General features: G+C 41.5%; 26 protein-coding genes, 1 tRNA gene and 1 rRNA gene. 22 read left to right on the forward strand and 6 right to left on the reverse strand.

From position 1 onward, the window contains the following. Positions 1–20: 20 nt before the first annotated feature. From rpsH to H1225_RS16705, 15 genes are all read left to right on the forward strand, one after another. Positions 21–413, forward strand: coding sequence for a 30S ribosomal protein S8 (rpsH, locus tag H1225_RS16635; protein WP_072062987.1), 393 nt, complete (start codon positions 21–23; stop codon positions 411–413). A 14-nt stretch (positions 414–427) separates the two neighbouring features. Next, positions 428–961 carry a 50S ribosomal protein L6 gene (rplF, locus tag H1225_RS16640; RefSeq protein ID WP_036933221.1) on the forward strand — a complete coding sequence of 178 codons (534 nt, stop codon included), beginning with the start codon at positions 428–430 and terminating at the stop codon, positions 959–961. Between the two features lie 9 nt (positions 962–970). Then, the gene (gene rplR, locus H1225_RS16645; RefSeq protein ID WP_006535507.1) at positions 971–1,324 is read left to right on the forward strand and encodes a 50S ribosomal protein L18; all 354 of its coding nucleotides are present in this window, start codon (positions 971–973) and stop codon (positions 1,322–1,324) included. A 14-nt stretch (positions 1,325–1,338) separates the two neighbouring features. After that, positions 1,339–1,839, forward strand: coding sequence for a 30S ribosomal protein S5 (gene rpsE, locus H1225_RS16650; protein ID WP_006535508.1), 501 nt, complete (start codon positions 1,339–1,341; stop codon positions 1,837–1,839). Between the two features lie 5 nt (positions 1,840–1,844). Beyond that, entirely contained in the window at positions 1,845–2,024 is a 180-nt protein-coding gene (gene rpmD / locus H1225_RS16655) for a 50S ribosomal protein L30 (protein WP_036914634.1), read from the forward strand. Positions 2,025–2,027: 3 nt separating this feature from the next. Continuing rightward, entirely contained in the window at positions 2,028–2,462 is a 435-nt protein-coding gene (rplO, locus tag H1225_RS16660) for a 50S ribosomal protein L15 (RefSeq protein ID WP_004246944.1), read from the forward strand. Positions 2,463–2,469: 7 nt separating this feature from the next. Continuing rightward, on the forward strand, positions 2,470–3,792 hold the full coding sequence (gene secY, locus H1225_RS16665; RefSeq protein WP_006535510.1) for a preprotein translocase subunit SecY: 1,323 nt from the start codon (positions 2,470–2,472) through the stop codon (positions 3,790–3,792). A gap of 42 nt (positions 3,793–3,834) precedes the next feature. Further along, entirely contained in the window at positions 3,835–3,951 is a 117-nt protein-coding gene (rpmJ, locus tag H1225_RS16670) for a 50S ribosomal protein L36 (protein WP_071788572.1), read from the forward strand. Between the two features lie 146 nt (positions 3,952–4,097). Then, positions 4,098–4,454 (forward strand): 30S ribosomal protein S13, encoded by a 357-nt coding sequence (rpsM, locus tag H1225_RS16675; protein WP_036914623.1) that lies wholly within the window; start codon positions 4,098–4,100, stop codon positions 4,452–4,454. Between the two features lie 16 nt (positions 4,455–4,470). Continuing rightward, on the forward strand, positions 4,471–4,860 hold the full coding sequence (gene rpsK, locus H1225_RS16680) for a 30S ribosomal protein S11 (protein WP_002919257.1): 390 nt from the start codon (positions 4,471–4,473) through the stop codon (positions 4,858–4,860). A gap of 36 nt (positions 4,861–4,896) precedes the next feature. Then, positions 4,897–5,517, forward strand: coding sequence for a 30S ribosomal protein S4 (gene rpsD, locus H1225_RS16685; RefSeq protein WP_004246942.1), 621 nt, complete (start codon positions 4,897–4,899; stop codon positions 5,515–5,517). 25 nt (positions 5,518–5,542) lie between these two features. Continuing rightward, positions 5,543–6,532 carry a DNA-directed RNA polymerase subunit alpha gene (locus H1225_RS16690; RefSeq protein WP_006535513.1) on the forward strand — a complete coding sequence of 330 codons (990 nt, stop codon included), beginning with the start codon at positions 5,543–5,545 and terminating at the stop codon, positions 6,530–6,532. Between the two features lie 37 nt (positions 6,533–6,569). Next, complete coding sequence (gene rplQ / locus H1225_RS16695; protein WP_004246940.1) at positions 6,570–6,956, forward strand: 50S ribosomal protein L17; 387 nt, start codon at positions 6,570–6,572, stop codon at positions 6,954–6,956. Between the two features lie 297 nt (positions 6,957–7,253). Then, the gene (gene zntR, locus H1225_RS16700) at positions 7,254–7,667 is read left to right on the forward strand and encodes a Zn(2+)-responsive transcriptional regulator (RefSeq protein WP_023583474.1); all 414 of its coding nucleotides are present in this window, start codon (positions 7,254–7,256) and stop codon (positions 7,665–7,667) included. Positions 7,668–7,717: 50 nt separating this feature from the next. After that, a complete protein-coding gene (locus H1225_RS16705; RefSeq protein ID WP_109848578.1) occupies positions 7,718–7,924 on the forward strand; it encodes an alternative ribosome-rescue factor A in 207 nt (68 codons plus the stop codon). A 3-nt stretch (positions 7,925–7,927) separates the two neighbouring features. Here the strand turns inward: H1225_RS16705 and mscL are convergent, their stop codons facing one another. The 5 genes from mscL to def form a co-directional block, all read right to left on the reverse strand. Further along, positions 7,928–8,335 (reverse strand): large-conductance mechanosensitive channel protein MscL, encoded by a 408-nt coding sequence (gene mscL, locus H1225_RS16710; protein ID WP_006535517.1) that lies wholly within the window; start codon positions 8,333–8,335, stop codon positions 7,928–7,930. A 114-nt stretch (positions 8,336–8,449) separates the two neighbouring features. Then, complete coding sequence (trkA, locus tag H1225_RS16715; protein ID WP_069368788.1) at positions 8,450–9,826, reverse strand: Trk system potassium transporter TrkA; 1,377 nt, start codon at positions 9,824–9,826, stop codon at positions 8,450–8,452. Between the two features lie 112 nt (positions 9,827–9,938). Continuing rightward, positions 9,939–11,207, reverse strand: a complete 1,269-nt coding sequence (gene rsmB / locus H1225_RS16720) for a 16S rRNA (cytosine(967)-C(5))-methyltransferase RsmB (RefSeq protein WP_109848577.1) — start codon at positions 11,205–11,207, stop codon at positions 9,939–9,941. 99 nt (positions 11,208–11,306) lie between these two features. After that, positions 11,307–12,254 (reverse strand): methionyl-tRNA formyltransferase, encoded by a 948-nt coding sequence (fmt, locus tag H1225_RS16725; RefSeq protein WP_115065025.1) that lies wholly within the window; start codon positions 12,252–12,254, stop codon positions 11,307–11,309. A gap of 26 nt (positions 12,255–12,280) precedes the next feature. Beyond that, a complete protein-coding gene (def, locus tag H1225_RS16730) occupies positions 12,281–12,805 on the reverse strand; it encodes a peptide deformylase (protein WP_006535523.1) in 525 nt (174 codons plus the stop codon). Between the two features lie 130 nt (positions 12,806–12,935). On the opposite strand from def, the gene dprA reads away from it, so the two are divergent. From dprA to H1225_RS16755, 5 genes are read left to right on the forward strand one after another with little or no spacing between them, the layout of a single operon-like run. Further along, the gene (gene dprA, locus H1225_RS16735) at positions 12,936–14,081 is read left to right on the forward strand and encodes a DNA-processing protein DprA (RefSeq protein ID WP_006535524.1); all 1,146 of its coding nucleotides are present in this window, start codon (positions 12,936–12,938) and stop codon (positions 14,079–14,081) included. A gap of 18 nt (positions 14,082–14,099) precedes the next feature. Beyond that, on the forward strand, positions 14,100–14,660 hold the full coding sequence (locus H1225_RS16740; RefSeq protein WP_072062981.1) for a topoisomerase DNA-binding C4 zinc finger domain-containing protein: 561 nt from the start codon (positions 14,100–14,102) through the stop codon (positions 14,658–14,660). Next, on the forward strand, positions 14,653–15,222 hold the full coding sequence (gene tsaC, locus H1225_RS16745; RefSeq protein ID WP_006535526.1) for an L-threonylcarbamoyladenylate synthase type 1 TsaC: 570 nt from the start codon (positions 14,653–14,655) through the stop codon (positions 15,220–15,222). Before H1225_RS16740 ends, tsaC begins: the two co-directional genes overlap by 8 nt. 5 nt (positions 15,223–15,227) lie before the next feature. Then, positions 15,228–16,052 carry a shikimate dehydrogenase gene (gene aroE, locus H1225_RS16750; protein ID WP_072062979.1) on the forward strand — a complete coding sequence of 275 codons (825 nt, stop codon included), beginning with the start codon at positions 15,228–15,230 and terminating at the stop codon, positions 16,050–16,052. Then, positions 16,049–16,309 carry a DUF1488 family protein gene (locus tag H1225_RS16755; RefSeq protein ID WP_239739306.1) on the forward strand — a complete coding sequence of 87 codons (261 nt, stop codon included), beginning with the start codon at positions 16,049–16,051 and terminating at the stop codon, positions 16,307–16,309. Before aroE ends, H1225_RS16755 begins: the two co-directional genes overlap by 4 nt. On the opposite strand, the gene H1225_RS16760 is transcribed toward H1225_RS16755, so the two are convergent. After that, the gene (locus H1225_RS16760; protein ID WP_239739308.1) at positions 16,285–16,848 is read right to left on the reverse strand and encodes a gamma carbonic anhydrase family protein; all 564 of its coding nucleotides are present in this window, start codon (positions 16,846–16,848) and stop codon (positions 16,285–16,287) included. The genes H1225_RS16755 and H1225_RS16760 overlap by 25 nt on opposite strands. 610 nt (positions 16,849–17,458) lie before the next feature. Here H1225_RS16760 and H1225_RS16765 point away from each other — a divergent pair. Next, positions 17,459–19,001: ribosomal RNA gene (locus tag H1225_RS16765) — 16S ribosomal RNA — on the forward strand. A gap of 83 nt (positions 19,002–19,084) precedes the next feature. After that, positions 19,085–19,157: transfer RNA gene (locus tag H1225_RS16770), tRNA-Glu, on the forward strand. Positions 19,158–19,384 lie beyond the last annotated feature (227 nt).

Consider the following 19,384-nt stretch of genomic DNA (forward strand, 5'->3'; position numbering starts at 1 on the left):
AATCACGGGAGTAAAGACAGATGAGCATGCAAGATCCCATCGCGGATATGCTGACCCGTATCCGTAACGGTCAGGCCGCGAATAAAGTTGCGGTCACAATGCCTTCCTCCAAGCTGAAAGTGGCGATTGCCAACGTGCTTAAGGAAGAAGGTTATATCGAAGATTTTAAAATTGAAGGCGACACTAAGCCAGAACTGGAAATTATTTTAAAATATTTCCAAGGTAAGGCTGTAGTAGAAAGCATTCAGCGCGTAAGCCGTCCTAGTCTGCGCATCTATAAAAGAAAAGATGAGCTGCCACAAGTTATGGCAGGACTGGGCATCGCTGTTGTTTCTACCTCAAAAGGTGTTATGACTGATCGTGCAGCTCGCCAAGCAGGTCTTGGTGGCGAGATTATCTGCTACGTAGCTTAATTCGGGAGGAAAGAATGTCTCGTGTGGCAAAAGCACCCGTCGTCATTCCTGCCGGCGTAGAGGTTAAACTCAACGGTCAGGTAATTACGATTAAGGGTAAAAACGGCGAGCTTACTCGTACTATCCATAATGCAGTTGAAATTCAACATGCTGACAACCAATTAACTTTCGCACCTCGCGATGGTTTTGCTGATGCATGGGCACAGGCGGGTACTACTCGTTCTCTGTTAAATGCAATGGTTGTAGGTGTTACCGAAGGCTTCACTAAGAAACTGCAACTGGTAGGTGTAGGTTATCGTGCGTCTATTAAAGGCAATGCGGTTAACTTATCAGTAGGTTTTTCACATCCAGTGGAACACCAACTGCCAGCAGGCATCACTGCTGAATGCCCAACACAAACTGAAATCGTACTGAAAGGTGCGGATAAGCAAGTGATTGGTCAAGTAGCAGCTGAACTGCGTGCTTACCGTCGCCCTGAACCTTATAAAGGTAAAGGTATTCGTTACGCCGACGAAGTTGTGCGTATCAAAGAGGCTAAGAAGAAGTAAGGTAACACTATGGATAAGAAAGCAGCTCGTATCCGTCGTGCGACCCGCGCACGCCGTAAGCTCCAGGAATTGGGTGCGACTCGCCTGGTGGTACACCGTACCCCTCGCCATATTTATGCGCAGGTTATTGCACCAAACGGTTCTGAAACTTTGGTGGCCGCTTCTACTACAGAAAAAGCTATCATTGAGCAACTGAAAAACACTGGAAACAAAGAAGCAGCAGCGGTAGTTGGTAAAATTATTGCTGAACGCGCTCTGGAAAAAGGTATCAAAGTAGTATCATTTGACCGTTCCGGTTTCCAATATCATGGTCGAGTCCAGGCACTGGCAGATGCTGCCCGTGAAGCTGGCCTTCAGTTCTAAGGTAGGAGTGTAAGATGGCTCACATCGAGAAACAAGCTGGCGAACTGCAGGAAAAGCTGATCGCGGTAAACCGCGTATCTAAAACCGTTAAAGGTGGTCGTATCTTTAGCTTCACCGCTCTTACAGTAGTTGGTGATGGTAATGGCCGCGTTGGTTTTGGATATGGCAAAGCTCGCGAAGTTCCGGCAGCAATCCAGAAAGCGATGGAAAAAGCCCGTCGCAATATGAAAACCGTCTCTTTAAACAACGGTACTCTGTTCCACCCTGTTAAAGGTACTCACACAGGCTCACGCGTATTTATGCAGCCTGCTCATGAAGGTACCGGTATCATCGCAGGTGGTGCAATGCGTGCAGTTCTAGAAGTGGCTGGCGTTCGTAACGTACTGGCTAAAACCTATGGTTCCACTAACCCGATTAACGTGGTTCGTGCAACACTGGACGCTTTAGATAGCATGAAGTCTCCAGATATGGTCGCAGCTAAGCGTGGTAAATCCGTTGAAGAAATTCTGGGGTAATGACCATGGCTAAGACTATTAAAATTACTCAAACACGCAGCTTAATCGGTCGTTTGCCTAAACATAAGGCAACGATGACAGGTTTAGGTCTGCGTCGCATCGGTCACACTGTAGAACGCGAAGATACACCAGCAGTTCGCGGTATGATCAACTTGGTTTCCTATATGGTTAAAGTTGAGGAGTAAGAGATGCGTTTAAATACTCTGTCTCCGGCTGAAGGTGCCAAGCATGCGCCTAAACGTGTAGGTCGTGGTATCGGTTCTGGCTTAGGTAAAACTGGCGGCCGTGGTCACAAAGGTCAGAAATCTCGTTCTGGCGGTGGCGTACGTCGTGGTTTTGAAGGCGGCCAGATGCCTTTATATCGTCGTTTACCAAAATTTGGTTTTACTTCACGTAAATCATTTGTGACTGCGGAAATCCGTCTGTCTGATTTAGCTTACGTTGAAGGCGATGTAATCGATCTGAATGCACTGAAAGCCGCAAACGTTGTTGGCCCACAGATTGAATTTGCAAAATTAATTCTGTCTGGCGAGGTTAACCGTGCAGTGACTATTCGTGGTCTGCGTGTTACCAAAGGTGCCCGTGCAGCAATCGAATCAGCTGGCGGTAAAATTGAGGAATAAGTGACAGATGGCTAAACAACCAGGTTTAGATTTTCAGAGTGCTAAAGGTGGTGTTGGTGAACTAAAACGCAGACTTTTGTTTGTTCTTGGTGCACTTATTGTCTTTAGGATTGGCTCTTTTATTCCTATCCCTGGTATTGATGCCACTGTGCTTGCCAAATTGCTCGATCAGCAAAAAGGCACCATCATTGAAATGTTTAACATGTTCTCTGGTGGTGCTCTTAGCCGTGCTTCTATCTTTGCGCTGGGTATCATGCCTTATATTTCGGCATCGATTATTATCCAACTCTTATCAGTGGTTAACCCTCGGTTAGCAGAGATTAAGAAGGAAGGGGAGGCCGGTCGTCGTAAGATCAGCCAATATACCCGTTATGGTACTTTGGTGCTGGCGATATTCCAATCAATTGGTATCGCAACAGGCTTACCGAATATGCCAGGAATGCAAGGTCTGGTAATTAATCCAGGTCTACCATTCTATATTACGGCTGTTGTGAGCTTAGTCACTGGGACAATGTTCCTAATGTGGTTAGGTGAGCAAATCACTGAACGTGGTATTGGTAACGGTATCTCAATCATTATCTTTGCAGGTATCGTTGCAGGTCTTCCACCTGCCATTGGTCAAACCATCGAGCAGGCGCGGCAAGGCGAACTGCACTTCCTCCTGTTATTGTTGGTTGCAGTATTGGTGTTCGCGGTTACTTTCTTTGTTGTTTTTGTAGAAAGAGGACAACGTCGTATCGTTGTTAACTATGCAAAACGTCAACAAGGGCGTAGAATATACGCGGCACAAAGTACACATCTACCACTTAAAGTAAATATGGCGGGTGTTATACCAGCAATTTTTGCTTCAAGTATTATCCTGTTTCCTGGTACAATAACCTCTTGGTTTGGCGATGGTACAGGGTGGGGTTGGCTGACTACGATTTCTTTAAATCTACAGCCTGGTCAACCTATTTATGTGTTACTATACGCTGCTGCAATCATATTCTTCTGTTTCTTCTATACGGCGTTGGTTTTCAACCCAAGAGAAACGGCAGATAACCTGAAGAAGTCCGGTGCATTTGTACCAGGAATTCGCCCGGGAGAGCAGACGGCTAAATATATAGATAAAGTAATGACACGTTTAACCTTAATCGGTGCCTTGTATATTACCTTTATCTGTCTCATCCCGGAGTTCATGCGTGACGCAATGAAAGTACCTTTCTATTTTGGTGGTACTTCCCTCTTAATCGTGGTTGTAGTCATCATGGATTTTATGGCTCAAGTGCAAACTCTCCTGATGTCAAGTCAGTATGAGTCTGCATTGAAAAAAGCAAATCTTAAAGGTTAATTACTGATAAGCGATTTGTTTTAGAAGTTACGGAGAGTAAAAATGAAAGTTCGTGCTTCCGTCAAGAAAATGTGCCGTAACTGCAAAATTGTTAGACGTCACGGTCACGTGCGTGTAATTTGCAGCGTCGAGCCTAAGCATAAACAGCGTCAAGGCTAATTTATTGCATTTTTTTCTTGCAAAGTTCGGTTGAGCTGGCTAAATTAGCCAGCCCAATCTTTTATAATATATACAGTATTGTTTGAGTATCCTGAAAACGGGCTTTTCAGAATAGTACTGTATAACTGCTAATTTAGGAGTGCATAGTGGCCCGTATAGCAGGCATTAACATTCCTGATCATAAACATACTGTAATCGCATTAACTTCGATTTACGGTATCGGTAAGACCCGCTCACAGGCTATCTGTGTAGCTGCTGGTATTGCTGAAAATGTTAAGATCAGTGAGCTGTCTGAAGAGCAAATCGACAAGCTGCGTGACGAAGTTGCCAAATACGTTGTAGAAGGTGATCTGCGTCGTGAAGTTACCCTGAGCATCAAACGTCTGATGGATCTTGGTACTTACCGTGGTTTACGTCATCGTCGTGGTCTACCAGTTCGCGGTCAGCGTACTAAGACTAACGCACGTACCCGTAAGGGTCCGCGTAAGCCGATCAAGAAATAATCGGGGTATTTGAACAATGGCAAAAGCACCTATTCGTGCACGTAAGCGTGTAAGAAAACAAGTCTCTGACGGTGTGGCTCATATCCATGCTTCTTTCAACAACACAATCGTTACTATTACCGATCGTCAAGGTAACGCATTGGGTTGGGCTACTGCCGGTGGTTCCGGTTTCCGTGGTTCTCGTAAATCTACTCCGTTCGCGGCTCAGGTTGCAGCAGAACGTTGCGCTGAAGCTGTTAAAGAGTACGGAATTAAGAACTTGGAAGTTATGGTTAAAGGACCTGGTCCTGGTCGTGAGTCAACTATCCGTGCATTAAACGCGGCTGGTTTCCGCATCACTAATATTACTGATGTGACTCCGATTCCTCATAACGGTTGTCGTCCACCGAAAAAACGTCGCGTTTAATAACGTTTTCGTTTTTAGGAAAGTTGGAGAAAGAAAATGGCAAGATATTTGGGTCCTAAGCTCAAGCTGAGCCGCCGTGAAGGTACAGATTTATTTCTAAAATCTGGCGTTCGGGCGATTGACACCAAGTGTAAACTGGAACAAGCACCAGGTCAGCACGGCGCACGTAAACCGCGTCTTTCTGATTACGGTGTTCAGTTACGTGAAAAACAAAAAGTACGTCGTATTTACGGTGTTCTAGAGCGTCAATTCCGTAACTACTACAAAGAAGCAACTCGTCTGAAAGGCAACACAGGTGAAAACCTGCTGACTTTGCTGGAAGGTCGTCTGGATAACGTTGTTTATCGTATGGGCTTTGGCGCAACTCGCGCAGAAGCACGTCAGATGGTTAGCCATAAAGCAATCATGGTAAATGGTCGCGTGGTTAACATTGCTTCTTATCAGGTTTCCCCGAATGACGTAGTCAGCGTTCGTGAAAAATCGAAAAAACAGTCTCGTATTAAGGCTGCTTTAGAGCTGGCTGAACAGCGTGAAAAGCCAACATGGCTGGAAGTTGATGCTGCTAAGATGGAAGGTGTGTTCAAGCGTATTCCTGAACGTACTGACTTGTCTGCTGACATTAACGAGCACCTGATCGTCGAGCTTTACTCCAAGTAAGGCTTAGCACCAAAGAGAGGACACAATGCAGGGTTCTGTGACAGAGTTTCTAAAACCGCGCCTGGTTGATATCGAGCAAGTCAGTTCGACGCACGCCAAGGTGACCCTTGAGCCATTAGAGCGAGGCTTCGGCCATACTCTTGGTAACGCACTGCGCCGTATTCTGCTTTCGTCTATGCCGGGTTGTGCGGTAACAGAGGTTGAGATTGATGGTGTACTGCATGAGTACAGCACCAAAGAAGGTGTTCAGGAAGATATCCTAGAAATACTGCTCAACCTTAAGGGGTTGGCGGTAAAAGTTCATGGTAAAGATGAAGTTATTCTTACTTTGAGCAAATCTGGCATTGGCCCTGTTATTGCAGCCGATATCATCCATGACGGTGATGTCGAAATCGTCAAGCCGCAGCACGTTATCTGCCACCTTACAGACGAAAACGCATCTATTAACATGCGTATCAAAGTTCAGCGTGGTCGTGGTTATGTGCCGGCTTCTGCCCGAATTCATTCGGAAGAAGATGAGCGCCCTATCGGTCGCCTTTTAGTAGACGCGTGCTATAGCCCAGTTGAGCGTATTGCTTATAATGTGGAAGCAGCTCGTGTTGAACAGCGTACCGACTTGGATAAGCTGGTAATCGAGATGGAAACTAACGGTACTATCGATCCAGAAGAATCGATTCGCCGTGCAGCGACTATCCTGGCTGAACAGCTTGAAGCTTTTGTTGACTTACGTGATGTTCGTCAGCCAGAAGTTAAAGAAGAGAAGCCAGAATTCGATCCTATCTTACTGCGCCCAGTAGACGATCTTGAATTGACTGTCCGCTCTGCTAACTGTCTGAAGGCAGAAGCAATCCACTACATCGGTGATCTGGTACAGCGTACTGAAGTTGAATTACTTAAGACGCCTAACCTTGGTAAGAAATCTCTTACTGAGATTAAAGACGTACTGGCGTCGCGTGGTTTATCTCTTGGCATGCGCCTTGAGAATTGGCCACCTGCAAGTATCGCTGATGAATAAGATCACAGGTTAAGGTTTTACTGAGAAGGATAAGGTCATGCGCCATCGTAAGAGTGGTCGTCAATTGAACCGCAACAGCAGCCATCGTCAGGCTATGTTTCGTAACATGGCAGGTTCTTTAGTTCGTCATGAGATCATCAAGACAACTTTGCCTAAAGCGAAAGAACTGCGTCGCGTCGTTGAGCCGCTGATTACTCTTGCCAAGACCGACAGCGTAGCTAATCGTCGTCTGGCATTCGCCCGTACTCGTGATAACGAAGTCGTGGCAAAACTGTTTACAGTATTAGGTCCGCGTTTTGCGAGCCGCGCAGGTGGTTACACTCGTATTCTGAAGTGTGGCTTCCGTGCTGGTGACAATGCTCCAATGGCTTACATTGAGCTTGTTGACCGTGCTGATTCTGAAACAGAAGCAGCAGCTGAATAATTTAATTATTATTTAGTGAAGCGAATAAAAAAACCGGATTTTTAATCCGGTTTTTTTACGTTTATTGAAAATGATAATTACTAAATTATTTTTTGTAAAAATAACTTATCAACTCATACTCTAACCTTTCTATTTGTTATTCCTTACTTTTTTATTTATTTTTGTGTTGCATTATATTTATTTTTTGTGATTTCAGCATGCTGCTATTTTGATAAGATAAGCTTCGCACTATATTTCAATTCTATTCTTTTGATTATTTGCTATGCTTATTCATCATTTAAAGTGAGGGAATGATCCATGTATCGTATTGGACAAGTTGCAAAATTAGCGAATGTGACAACAGATACAATCCGTTTTTATGAAAAACAAGGATTGATGGATCATGACAGACGAACAGAAGGCGGTTATCGTCTATATACAGAGCAAGATCTCCAACGTTTACGTTTTATTCGTTATGCAAAAGAGTTAGGCTTTACATTAGACGCGATTACAGAGCTACTCTCTATTCGGGTTGATCCTGCTCATCACACTTGTGTTGAGTCAAAGCAAATTGTTGATGCAAGACTTGCTGAAGTGGAAATTCGCTTGAAAGAAATGGAAAGAATGCGAGATTCATTGAAGATGTTGAGTAATGCCTGTTGTGGTAGTGCTCATGAAAGTACTTATTGTTCTATTCTTGAAATACTTGAATCTGGAGCTACAAAGCAATAGTATTTATACCGTGTTACGTTTTATGTTCTTTAATAATTTAAGAGGTTTTTATGTCTAGCAAATATCAGCACCAGAAAGGTGTTATTAAAGATAATGCTTTAGCGGCACTTGTTCATGATCCACTATTTAGACAACGTGTGGAAAAGAATAAGAAAGGAAAAGGAAGTTATATGAGAAAAGCAAAACATGCTAAGAAAGGGAACTGGGAGGCCAGTGATAACAAAAGATTTTTTCAATTGTTATCACTGGCCTTTTAGTTTTTATTTTTGCTGATTTTTTAATAAATCACGAATTTCTGTTAATAACGTTTCTTCTGCGGAAGGAGCCGGTGGTGCTTTAGGTGCCTCTTCTGCTTGACGACGTGTTTTGTTAATTAATTTGATTGCACAGAAAATTGCAAATGCAATAATAGCAAAGTCAAATACAGTTTGAATGAACATACCATAATTAAGTACAACCGCTGGTACATCCCCATTAGCCTCTCTTAAAATAAGGCTAAACTGTTTGAAATCGATACCACCGATTAATAAACCTAGAGGTGGCATAATAATATCAGCAACTAATGATGAAACAATCTTACCGAAGGCTGCACCAATGATGACACCGACTGCCATGTCAACAACGTTGCCTTTCATTGCAAATTCACGAAACTCTTTGAAAAAAGACATAACCACCCCTTATTTATCTATGCATAGATTTATTATGTAAAAATATAGTATCTAATATGATAATAGTAGATCATTACAAGCAACAATTACTACTATTCTTATTTCTACGTGGTTTTATAAGAAAAATGGGCTAGGTTGGAAAAGTTTTTCAACTTCAGGGACATATTTTTTATCAGTAATAAACATAATTACATGATCCCCTTGTTCTATAGAGTGACTTGCGTTCGCAATAATAACATCTTGCTCTCTGACAATTGCACCAATGATGGTTCCAGGTGGTAGCTTTATATCTTGTATACGGCGACCAACAACTTTCGATGTATTTTCATCACCATGTGCCACAGCTTCGATTGCTTCTGCAACACCTCGTCGTAATGATGAAACACTAACGATATCTGCTTTACGTACATGGCCTAAAAGTGCAGAAATAGTTGCTTGTTGTGGTGATATTGCAATATCAATAACCCCTCCTTGGACTAAATCAACATAAGCACTACGTTGAATAAGTACCATCGCCTTTTTTGCGCCCATTCTTTTGGCTAACATCGCTGACATAATATTGGCCTCATCATCATTAGTCAGTGCGATAAAGACATCGATTTGTTCTATATGTTCTTCAGCAAGAAGTTCTTGATCTGATGCATCACCATAAAAAACGATGGTGTCATGGAGTAGCTCAGCCAGTTCTGTTGCACGTTGCTGATTATGTTCAATAAGCTTGACGCTATAATCTTTTTCTAATCTCGCAGCTAAACCAGCACCGACATTACCACCACCAACAATCATGATGCGTTTATAAGGTTTTTCTAATCGTTGTAATTCGCTCATTACTGCGCGAATATGCTGAGATGCGACAACAAAGAAAACTTCATCTCCAGCTTCAATAATTGTGGAGCCTTGAGGTCGGATAGGTCTATCTTGACGAAAAATCGCTGCAACGCGTGTATCAATATGTGGCATATGATCACGCAATGTTGATAACGCATTCCCAACGAGAGAACCACCATAATACGCTTTTACCGCAACAATACTGACTTGGCCATCGGCAAAATTAACAACTTGTAAGGCACCAGGGTATTGGATTAATTTATAAATATAATCAATAACCAAATGCTCTGGTGAGATTAAATAATCAATGGGAATAGCTTCTGGGAGAAAGAGTTTGTCTGCTTCACGAACAAATTCAGAGGCACGTATTCGAGCAACTTTATTGGGTGTATTAAACAGAGTGTAAGCAACTTGGCACGCTATCATATTGGTTTCGTCAGAGTTGGTGACGGCAACCAGCATATCTGCATCTTCAGCACCTGCTTCTCTTAAGACCCTTGGGTGAGATCCATGTCCATTGACTACTCGTAAATCGAATTTATCTTGAAGTTGGCGTAAGCGATCTGCATTAGTGTCAACGACAGTAATATCATTATTCTCCCCGACAAGATTTTCAGCGAGAGTACCACCTACTTGACCAGCGCCTAAGATAATAATTTTCATCGTAATTTCTCAAAGTATTCGATTAACAAATAGAAAAGAAACGCAAGATCTTGATGATCTTGCGTTGAAATAGTAGCGTTTTTTAGAACTGATATCATCTTTTATCACAAGATCATATTTTCTTGATCAATGCATAAAAGAAACCATCGCCACCTTCTTCTTCTGGTAAGCATTGGTGCTGATAATCACATTGTGCATCTTTCGTTGATGCTAAAAATGCTTCAATTTGTTGTTTATTTTCTTCTGGTAAAATAGAGCAGGTTGCATACACCAACGTGCCACCCGATTTTAGGTATGGCCAAATAGCGTGAAGGATCTCTTTTTGAATTTGAGCTAATTGCTCAATATCGTCATTACGACGAAGCCATTTTATGTCAGGGTGACGACGGATAACACCTGTTGCTGAGCATGGTGCATCGAGTAAAATGCGGTCAAACTGCATGCCGGCACACCATTTTTCAGGATAACGACCATCACCACTTTTGACGACTGCATTAAGTTTTAAACGGGTAAGGTTTTCTTTTACTCGTTTTAAACGTTGTTCATCTATGTCAATAGCGAGTACTTGAGCTTGAGGAGCTATCTCTAGAATATGTGTTGTTTTACCACCTGGCGCTGCACATAAATCAAGGATCTGCTCTTTATTTTCTGGTGCTAATAATTCAGCACAACGTTGAGCTGAACGATCTTGCACTGTTACCCAACCATCAGCAAATCCAGGAAGCAGGCTCACGTTGCATGGATTTTCTAAACGGATCGCGAAAGGGTGGCTGTTATCAGCAATAGCGGGAATTTCTTCATTTTCAAGTAATGTTAAATAGTCTTCTCGAGAGTGATGACGCTGATTTACACGTAACCACATTGGTGGTTTTTGGTTATTGCCTTCAATAATATTCATCCATTGTTCAGGATAAGCCTTTTTGATGCGAGCAAGTAGCCATGATGGATGAAGAAAACGATTTTCGCTATTTTGAAAACGTTCATTAAGGATATCCTGTTGGCGTTGAAACTGACGTAACACACCGTTAATCAATCCTTTTAACTGTGGTTTTTTTAGTGCAACAGCACCATTTACTGTCTCAGCTAAAGCTGCGTGAGCAGGAATGCGTGTATAAAGAAGCTGATATAAACCAACCATAATAAGGTAGTGTAAAATACGTTGTTTACCTTTTAATGGCTTATCCATGAGTTGCTGAATAATCCATTCTAATTGTGGCAATGTACGTAATACGCCAAAGCAGATTTCTTGCAACAAGGCTTTATCTTTGTCTGAAATATTTTTCTGAAGTTCTGGTATGACAGTACTTAGAGATAACCCTTGATCTAATACTTGGTTAATTGCTTTAGCTGCAATGCTACGTAAGTTGTATGACGTTTTCATGATGAGTTGACGTTTAATAATTAGCGCCAGAGATGCATTACATTGGCGTGAAAAAAGGAAAACCCTGATAATAATATTAGATATCAGGGTTTAGAATTATTATTGAATGACTTTTCCAGGAGTGAACCAATCTCTCTTGGAGTTTAAGAAATCAGCAGAAGCCATAGGTCTCTTACCTGATGGTTGCAACTCAGTGATATTTAGAATGCCATTACCTGTCGCAATATAAATACCCGTTTTATCTGCTTTTAATAAGGTTCCTGCAAGTTGATTGGTATTATCTGCAATAGCTTGTGCTTTCCATACTTTTACAGGTTGCCCGTCTAACATGAAAAAGCTCATTGGCCATGGATTGAATGCTCTTATGCAACGTTCAATCTGTTCTGCTGATAATGCCCAATCAATTTTTGCTTCTTCTTTAGATAATTTTTGTGCGTAATTCGCTAAATTATCGTCTTGTTTTTCAGCTTTTACTTTACCCGAGGTAATGAGATCTAAAGTAGTTGTTAGAGCTTTGGGACCAAGTTCTGCAAGCTTTTCATACAGGGATGCGCTGGTATCTTCATTCGTAATTGGGCAGGACGCTTTATACAGCATATCACCTGTATCTAAACCAATATCCATTTGCATAATGGTAACGCCCGTTTCTTTATCTCCGGCCCACAAAGAGCGTTGAATTGGTGCAGCGCCACGCCATCTAGGAAGGAGAGAACCATGCACATTAAGGCAGCCTAAACGCGGTATTTCAAGAACGGCTTTAGGTAAAATCATGCCATAAGCGACAACAATCATAATGTCTGCTTGTTGTGCCACTATCCATTCATGGTTCTCTTCTGGTTTTAAAGAGGTTGGTTGATAAACAGGAATATCATGAGCTAATGCCAGTTCTTTGACAGGGCTAATAGTCAGTTTCTTACCTCTTCCTGCGGGTTTATCTGGAGGTGTTAATATTCCCACCACACGATGTTGGGTTGATAATAATGCAGCTAAATGTCGAGCCGCAAAATCGGGTGTTCCCGCAAAAATAATACGTAATGAATCAGACACGTTTCCTTCCTGTTTCAAATTAACTGTTACTGTCCTGCTTTAGCTCTTTTTTTATCTAGCTTATCGAGTTTTTCAACTTTTTGACGGATGCGTTGGCGTTTTAATGGAGATAAATAATCTACAAATAGCTTACCAACTAAATGATCCATTTCATGTTGAATACAGATAGCTAATAAATCATCAGCTTCTAACTCAAAAGGCTGACCGTTGTAATCAAGGGCCCTTACTTTTACATGTTCTGCACGAGGAATAAAAGCACGCTGTTCTGGGATAGATAAACAGCCTTCTTCTATGCCTGTATCACCGTTGGCATCAAGAAGTTCTGGGTTTATTAATACCAGTCTTTCATCTCTTGTTTCAGAGACATCAATGACGATAATGCGCTGGTGAATATTCACCTGTGTCGCGGCTAAACCGATACCTTCTTCCAAATACATTGTTTCAAACATATCATCGACAATTTTTTGAATTTCGGCATCAACTTTTTCGACTGGTTTTGCAATCGTGCGAAGGCGCTCGTCTGGATAATGTAATACGTGTAACACTGCCATAATTTATTCGGACTGTTTCTAAAATGTGAATAGGATTTAACGTCTATTCTAGACATTTATTGTCTAGATTGACAGTATTTGGTGTGTTCCACACTCACCTTGTTTGTTAAAAACAATATTAGGATAATGCATGGATGCTAGAGAAATATGGATCAGGCTTAATGCTGTTTCAAGACTACCTGTTAATAAAGCGATTCAAATTGCAAAATATCTACAATCTTTGACTCAGTTAAATCAAAAATTATTAATAGGTTGTGGTCTTTCAGAACAGCAAAGTCATCAATTCTTAAGACTTTCTGCAAATGCTGTCACTGATACATTAAAGTGGTTAGATAAAAACGAATCATCATTATTAACGATTACAGATTCAGATTATCCATCTTTATTAAAGCAAATTTCATCACCGCCACTTTTGCTTTTTGTTGCAGGAAACCGGCAGCATTTAAAAAGCACACAAATTGCATTAATTGGAAGTAGAGTTGCTACACAATATGGTTCCAAATGGGCAACTTATTTTGCTCAGGAATTAGTAAAGAAAGAACTGACAATTACAAGTGGGTTAGCTCAAGGCATTGATGGTATTGGGCATCGAAGCGCATTAAAAAGCAATGGTATTACTATTGCTGTACTAGGAAGCGGTTTAGAACAGATTTATCCGTCATTCCATCGTACTCTTGCAACACAAATAAAAGAATCAGGCCTTATTATTTCTGAACATTTACCTATGACACCACCTTTAGCACGCTATTTTCCTCAACGTAATCGGATTATTAGTGGCCTAAGTACTGCACTGCTTATTGTAGAAGCAGGAATTAAAAGTGGTTCTTTAATAACAGCAAATTATGCTTTGCAACAAGGTAAAGAGTTGTTTGTGTTACCTGGATTATTAGGTGATGCTCATTTTGAAGGTAATCACCAGCTTATTAAGCAAGGTGCAAATTTAGCATCTTCACCAGAAGATATCCTAGAATATTTAAATAGCTCTTTGCAGTGGCTTACTTGTGATAATGAACATCGACAAAAACTAATAACAGAAGAATATACAACGCTTATTAATAATAAAAAACGAGAGTCTAAAATAGAGCAATTTACATCCGAACAACAACAAGCGATGGATGTGATCTTGCCTTTGCTTCATTTTAATAAAACGCTACCTATTGATATCATTGCTCAGGCTAGTGGATTATCAACTTCTGCATTAGCTCCTCTTTTATTAGAACTTGAGCTTATTAAAAAAGTCGCTATTGTGGCTGGTGGTTATACTCGATTGGAATAAGTGTAATGAGGTAAAATAATGGCAAAGAATATGCCGTTTACACAGCAACCTGAACAGGAAAAATGCCCTGAATGTGGCAGCGCATTAGTGATGAAAAATGGAGGACATGGCCCTTTTTTAGGATGCTCTGCTTATCCTGATTGCCACTATATTAAAACATTGAAACCACAAGGTGATGGGCAAATTATTAAAGTTTTGGAAGGTCAACCTTGTAAGTGCTGTGGTGCTGATTTAGTTTTACGTCAAGGTAAATTTGGGATGTTTATTGGTTGTAGCAATTACCCTGAGTGTGAACATATAGAACAAATTGATAAACCTGATGAAACAGTTATACCTTGTCCTCAATGTGAAAAAGGAAAACTATTACAACGTAAATCTCGGTTTGGTAAGACATTTTATGCTTGTAACCAATATCCAGAATGCCAATTTGTATTAAATAACAAACCTATTAATGGTGAATGCGAACATTGCCACTATCCATTATTGATGGAAAAAAGGTCTTCTCAAGGAGTAAGATTAGTGTGCGCCAGCAAATTATGTGGAAAGCAACAAAAAACAAAAAGAGAAGAACATGAATAACGAAGCATCACCTGTAAGTAATACTATTATAGAAGCATTAAAAAATAATAAAGTTATCGCATATCCAACAGAAGCTGTATTTGGGGTAGGTTGTGATCCTGATAGCGAGCAGGCTGTTATGGCACTATTAATGTTAAAGCAACGTTCAATTGAAAAAGGACTAATTTTAATTGCTGATAACTATGGGCAACTGAAACCTTATATTGACGATAGTGCATTAACACAAACTCAACGAGATCGAATGTTTGCATCTTGGCCGGGGCCTGTTACATGGGTTATTCCTGCTAAATCAACGACGCCAAAGTGGTTAACTGGGAAATTTGATTCTTTAGCCGTGAGAGTAACAGATCACTCAGTTGTTAAAGAACTATGTTTGGCTTATGGAAAACCTTTAGTTTCAACGAGTGCTAACTTAAGTGGATTACCACCATGTCGTACAGTTGAAGAAGTAAGAGAACAATTTGAGGACACAATTCCTATTGTTGAAGGGAATGTTGGTGGTAGACAGAATCCTTCTGAAATCCGAGATGCATTAACGGGTGAATTGTACCGACAAGGGTGATTGTGATGGAAAAATATTTAGTGATGGGGAATCCTATCGAGCATAGTCAGTCTCCTTTCATTCACCAATTTTTTTCAAAACAAACAGGAATAGAGTATGGCTATGGACGCCTACTGGTTCCTTTAGGTGAATTTGATAAAACCGCCTCGCATTTTTTTTCTAATGGAGGGCGAGGTGCTAATGTTACCGTTCCTTTTAAAGAAGATGCATTCCGTTTTGTGGATAAATTAACTGATAGGGCAAAAGCATGTGGTGCAGTTAACTCTATTGTTAAATTAGAAGATGGATCATTTCTTGGTGATAATACTGATGGGCAAGGACTTATTCTAGATTTAGCAAGGCTCGATTTTATTGTACCTAATAAGGTTAAATCAGTCTTAGTTATTGGCGCTGGTGGTGCAACAAGAGGAATATTACTTCCATTACTTGATTACGATTGTGATATTACTTTAACCAATCGCACATTTGCTAAAGCTGAGCAATTAGTAAAAGAGTTTAGTCAATTTGGAACGATCAGAGCAATCGCCGCTGAAGAGGTTGCTGATAGACATTACGATTTAATTATAAATGCATCGGCATCTAGTATGACTAATGATTTACCGCCTATTCCTAATGATGTTTATGGTTTTGAAACAGCATGTTATGACCTTTACTATCAAACTGGAATGACTTCATTTTTATATAATGCATTAAAACATGGAAGTACGCGTTTATCAGATGGGTTAGGTATGTTAGTAGGACAAGCAGCTTATGCATTTGAATTGTGGTATGAACTTGTACCAGATATTAACCCTGTCCTTAATGTATTAAGAGAACGATTGAATCAATGAACCAATCTATTCAATTTCCAGATCGTGAAATATGGCTAGTTGAGAATAGAAGTGTTCTGTTTCCTATCATGATCAACGGAATGCTTTTTGATTGTCAAATTACAGAGCAAGAGCTTATTAAGCGTTTTGGCATTGGTGAGGGACTTTTATTATTTAAACAAAATCGTTGGGACATTGAAGAAGAATTTGAAGAGTTGGTAACAGAGTATGAGTTATCAACTCTTTATCCTATCTATTCTTTGTCAATGGCAGATTGATGATTGGCTAAATAGTTGTTTTTCCATCCGACATAATTATTAGCAGAATAGACAAAGTGCTCTATTTCTGCTGGTGAAAGAGGGCGAACTTTTCTCACAGGACTTCCTAAGTAAAGAAAACCGCTTTCAAGTCGCTTTCCTGGAGGAACTAAACTACCTGCACCAATCATTACATCGTTTTCAATAATTGCACCATCAAGTAAAATAGAACCCATTCCTACTAATACACGATCTCCGATCGTACATCCGTGTAGCATTGCTTTGTGCCCAACAGTAACATTATCACCAATAATAAGAGGAAAACCTTCAGGAGTATTAGGTGAAATATGAGTAACATGAAGAACCGAACCATCCTGGATATTTGATCTTTTCCCAATACTCACGTAATTCACATCACCACGAATAACAACCATTGGCCAGATACTGACATCTTCACTAATACGCACATCCCCAATGACCGTTGCGGTTTCATCAATAAAAACATCTTTATCAATAGAAGGCGAAAGGTGTAAGTAATTCCTGATTGTTGATTTTCCCATAATTTAACCTCGTACTTAGTTTCACTTTATAATAAGAAAAGAATAGCAGTGGATGGGGGAGCTGGCGAGAGTCATGATTTTTATAATGAATGACGATAAAAATCGATAATAGAGAAAGTAAAGCAATAAAGTATGATTGATAGAATATACCGAATAGACAATAACAATATAAAGTGTATATTTTTTACCCGCAATAGGGTTTTCCCGTATCAAAAATAGACGCAAAGTTCAAAAAGAGAACGAACGGAAAAAAAATTGAAATAAACACTTGCGCTAATCCGAGATCTCCCTATAATGCGCATCCACTGACCGGCGATGAGCAAACAACAAGCCACGCAGGACAGTGAAGAGAAAAGAAAAAAGTTTGAAAAAACTCTTGACTCTTCAGAGGAATAGCGTAATATACGCCTCCTCGCAACAACGCAGAAGACCGGAAACGGCAGCGAATGTTGCACTGCTCTTTAACAAATTATCAGACAATCTGTGTGGGCACTCGCAGAGACGATATCTTCTAAAATATTAGATATATCAAGTCTTGAAGAGTGAACAACAAAAGTAAATTCATTTATGAATAGCTAAGTTTTCGATTTCTTTGAGCATCAAACACTTTTAATTGAAGAGTTTGATCATGGCTCAGATTGAACGCTGGCGGCAGGCCTAACACATGCAAGTCGAGCGGTAACAGGAGAAAGCTTGCTTTCTTGCTGACGAGCGGCGGACGGGTGAGTAATGTATGGGGATCTGCCCGATAGAGGGGGATAACTACTGGAAACGGTGGCTAATACCGCATGACGTCTACGGACCAAAGCAGGGGCTCTTCGGACCTTGCGCTATCGGATGAACCCATATGGGATTAGCTAGTAGGTGAGGTAAAGGCTCACCTAGGCGACGATCTCTAGCTGGTCTGAGAGGATGATCAGCCACACTGGGACTGAGACACGGCCCAGACTCCTACGGGAGGCAGCAGTGGGGAATATTGCACAATGGGCGCAAGCCTGATGCAGCCATGCCGCGTGTATGAAGAAGGCCTTAGGGTTGTAAAGTACTTTCAGCGGGGAGGAAGGTGATAAAGTTAATACCTTTATCAATTGACGTTACCCGCAGAAGAAGCACCGGCTAACTCCGTGCCAGCAGCCGCGGTAATACGGAGGGTGCAAGCGTTAATCGGAATTACTGGGCGTAAAGCGCACGCAGGCGGTCAATTAAGTCAGATGTGAAAGCCCCGAGCTTAACTTGGGAATTGCATCTGAAACTGGTTGGCTAGAGTCTTGTAGAGGGGGGTAGAATTCCATGTGTAGCGGTGAAATGCGTAGAGATGTGGAGGAATACCGGTGGCGAAGGCGGCCCCCTGGACAAAGACTGACGCTCAGGTGCGAAAGCGTGGGGAGCAAACAGGATTAGATACCCTGGTAGTCCACGCTGTAAACGATGTCGATTTAGAGGTTGTGGTCTTGAACCGTGGCTTCTGGAGCTAACGCGTTAAATCGACCGCCTGGGGAGTACGGCCGCAAGGTTAAAACTCAAATGAATTGACGGGGGCCCGCACAAGCGGTGGAGCATGTGGTTTAATTCGATGCAACGCGAAGAACCTTACCTACTCTTGACATCCAGCGAATCCTTTAGAGATAGAGGAGTGCCTTCGGGAACGCTGAGACAGGTGCTGCATGGCTGTCGTCAGCTCGTGTTGTGAAATGTTGGGTTAAGTCCCGCAACGAGCGCAACCCTTATCCTTTGTTGCCAGCGCATGATGGCGGGAACTCAAAGGAGACTGCCGGTGATAAACCGGAGGAAGGTGGGGATGACGTCAAGTCATCATGGCCCTTACGAGTAGGGCTACACACGTGCTACAATGGCAGATACAAAGAGAAGCGACCTCGCGAGAGCAAGCGGAACTCATAAAGTCTGTCGTAGTCCGGATTGGAGTCTGCAACTCGACTCCATGAAGTCGGAATCGCTAGTAATCGTAGATCAGAATGCTACGGTGAATACGTTCCCGGGCCTTGTACACACCGCCCGTCACACCATGGGAGTGGGTTGCAAAAGAAGTAGGTAGCTTAACCTTCGGGAGGGCGCTTACCACTTTGTGATTCATGACTGGGGTGAAGTCGTAACAAGGTAACCGTAGGGGAACCTGCGGTTGGATCACCTCCTTACCTAAGAGATACGTGTTATGTGAAGTGCTCACACAGATTGTCTGATGAAGAACGAGCAAAGCGCGTCTGCGAAGCTGACTGAAGTCCCCTTCGTCTAGAGGTAGGACACCGCCCTTTCACGGCGGTAACAGGGGTTCGAATCCCTAGGGGACGCCAATTGCGCGGTATGAGTGAAAGGCGTACCACACTATAGTCTGATGCAAATCAGGAATAGTTAAGATAATTCGATGAGTTATTTTACCTATTATGCTCTTTAACAATCTGGAACAAGCTGAAAAATTGAAAACAAATCAATATATCACCGAGGTATATTGATGAGTCTCTCAAAATCTCAAACTTTGAATGTGTTTTTCGACATCAAAGTGGGATGAGCGAGCAATTTA

It is taken from the genome of Proteus penneri (assembly GCF_022369495.1).
GTDB classification, from domain to species: domain Bacteria; phylum Pseudomonadota; class Gammaproteobacteria; order Enterobacterales; family Enterobacteriaceae; genus Proteus; species Proteus penneri.